This window comes from Bacillus sp. JJ783 (genome assembly GCF_036963225.1).
GTDB classification, from domain to species: Bacteria; Bacillota; Bacilli; order Bacillales; family Bacillaceae_G; genus Bacillus_A; species Bacillus_A cereus_U.
The window spans coordinates 1-2,706 of sequence record NZ_JBALMG010000217.1 but is presented as its reverse complement, the minus strand read 5'-3'; the positions used below and the strand labels follow the sequence as shown (position 1 = coordinate 2,706).

The following is a 2,706-nucleotide window of genomic DNA, read 5'->3' as shown; positions in this document are numbered from 1 at the left end:
CAGCTGATAGGAGTGGGCAATTGACGCTCACTTATAGCACCAACTTAACAAACGATCTAGCGCATCTTAATAATCTAGTAGACGTCCATTATCATTCCATTGACCGTATATTTTATTTTCTTTAGTGTTTGTTATAAATTTGTCTAATCTACTCTTAAATAATTCTGGCTGATTTTTATTGCTTTGTATCGTGTCAATCCGAACTCTTTTATAAAGAGCTGGAAATGCAAAAAAATTCTCATATACTTGCCCGTCCTCTTTTAGCCTTTGCTCTATAACCCTATCTATTTTAAAAGAATCGTGATCCATATCAGGAAGTATCTTTCTTCCTTCGTCACTCATTAACCCCAACTTTTCGAGGCGGCGGACACGTTCTTTATTCAATTCAGTCCATGAACTTTTTTTGCTTCTAGGAGACAGTCTCTGCACCAGTTGGGTTTCAGATATTTTCTTTTTGACTCCATCAATCCATCCAAAACATAAAGATTCTTCGACCGCGTCCAAATATAGCAACGTATTTAGGGTTGGCTTCATACTAACTACTACCCAACAAAATTTTTCAGTTTTACAATTTTCTTGTAGCCAAACCCTTAAATCTTCTCTCGATTTTACTGGAATTAGATTTTCAATTTCCATAGATAAAACGATCTCCTTTCTAAGTTTGGAAAGTAATTATATTCATTATACAATCTTTGACTCTAGTCAATATTGAAGTTATAAGCAAGGGGGTGTATGGATACATATATTCATTTTACAAGCAGTAAAAAGGTCGATTTCTCTGTTCTCAGAAATATCGACCTTTTTAGACTGAATTGATTAAATTCAAAGCAACATCCGGTGCTTTAACCAAGGTACAAAAACGATTTTTATACGTTCTTGCTGAGGAGTTAGATACTGATGATGTCATTTCATCATATCGAAGTTCTCCTGTCCGTTGTACAGAAAACTGCAATGGATATCATCGACATACTCTCTCGACGTCAGAGATTAATTTGATTCCACAGATTCCTGATACCAAAAAAGTGAATAGTCGTTCATAGTAGATGCGTGGCCCAACTGACGCAACATTGTAGAAACATTGCCCCTGTGATAGGTCCCGTGATTGACCACATGCAGTACAATTTCCGACAATCGTGTTTGGCGTATGCTGGCAAATGGATTGTCAAGCAGAATGGTTTGCTCCAAATCGGTCTGGCTTCGGAACCATTCTCTGTATTGTTCCGCTAACTCGGCAAAGTTATGAGCGTATTCATCTACAGAAGATAAGATACTCTCATTCAATGGTATGCATGCTTGCAGCGCCTCTTGCATTCCAGTGCCTGTTAAAACCAGATACCACATCTTATCAACCGCATAGATATGACTAAGGGCATGGGCGATGGTGGGAAACGAGCTGTTCATTTCTTGACTCAGTACAGAGGATGGAAGTTCCTTGATTCTCCCAAGAATCGTTTGGTTCGCCCATGTGTGGTAGTTATACATTTCTATTGGATGATTCATAATTCGTATCGTCTCCTTTTGACTTTTCATGGATTTGATTTTGTTCCTATAGCTATAATAAAAAAAGATATATGACAACAGTCTGTCATACATCTTCATAAAGTTTGAGCGCATTTTGAAGTTGTTCTTTGATGATTCCACGCAGTGCTATGGGCTCCAGGACTTCGGCTCCACTTCCAAAACTTAGCAGAATGGACCAGAGCCATCGTGCTCTCAATGGCTTATAAACAGGAATTCGCATCGTCATACTTCCATCGACATGAAATTGCTTATCAACCTGGTGAAACTGATCCAACGCTTCCGCCAAAGTCTCCTTCCCCACCCGAATCACTACATCCTCCAACTGATTTTGCCATTCCTTGCTTGACAAAGCAACCTCTTCCGGCACCTCGTGATGCGGTTGAAAAGTCTCCTTTGTCACGTACAAATTCATCAACCGGGACAGTCGGAACTCCCGATAATCTCGCCGAGTTCGACAAAACCCATAAATGTACCAATTACGATATTTAAAATGAAGTCTCAGCGGTTCCATATCACGGGTCGTGCGTTCATTCTTAGCATTGATATAATCAAAGCGAACGATATTTTGTTGGGTAATGGACGTGCGTAAATGACGAAGCGCGTCGGGCTCCGTGCGGTGGGTTTCCAAGTCCACGGACAGACTCGTGACGTGATATTCCGGTCCAATCGTCTGCAGTCTTTCGATGGTCCCTTGCGCACGCTTGTCTTCAAATACGGTGGAGAGGCTTCTGAGCACAGTAACCAGAGAATTGACATCGTAAGAACCGAGCAGGCTTTTATCCATTTTGTATCCATCCATTATGCCATATCCGCCATTAGATCCCTGATACGATACGACCGGGAAACCCGCAGCACAGATCACATCGATATCCCGATAGATGGTTCTTTGGGAAACTTGAAACTCTTCAGCCAGCATGGAGGCAGACAAAACTTCGTGATTCAGCAGCTTGTAGATTATGGAGAGCAATCGCTCTAATTTCATGTGTATCCCCGCCCATTAGTTCATTTCGTATTACTGCTCATTAGTATATCACAGATTTTTTTTTGCTAATCTTGGGATTGGCCTGCTTGTTGTGTCGTAGGTAAAAGAATTTATTTGATCAAGCGGAGGAACTCACGTCGCTTGCCGCTGCCGAACCCACGTTAGAAACCATCACCTATCGCCTCTAGATGGGGTCACCATAT

General features: G+C 41.2%; 3 protein-coding genes. All 3 read right to left on the bottom strand.

Annotation, left to right across the window (positions count from 1 at the left end; genetic code table 11):
- Positions 1-66: 66 nt before the first annotated feature.
- The 3 genes from V7038_RS28460 to V7038_RS28450 all read right to left on the bottom strand — a co-directional run bounded on the left by V7038_RS28460 (position 67) and on the right by V7038_RS28450 (position 2,503).
- On the bottom strand, positions 67-636 hold the full coding sequence (locus V7038_RS28460) for a YdeI/OmpD-associated family protein (protein ID WP_335696010.1): 570 nt from the start codon (positions 634-636) through the stop codon (positions 67-69).
- Between the two features lie 351 nt (positions 637-987).
- On the bottom strand, positions 988-1,500 hold the full coding sequence (locus V7038_RS28455; protein WP_335696009.1) for a DinB family protein: 513 nt from the start codon (positions 1,498-1,500) through the stop codon (positions 988-990).
- Between the two features lie 85 nt (positions 1,501-1,585).
- Positions 1,586-2,503 carry a helix-turn-helix transcriptional regulator gene (locus tag V7038_RS28450; protein WP_335696008.1) on the bottom strand — a complete coding sequence of 306 codons (918 nt, stop codon included), beginning with the start codon at positions 2,501-2,503 and terminating at the stop codon, positions 1,586-1,588.
- Between the last annotated feature and the right edge of the window lie 203 nt (positions 2,504-2,706).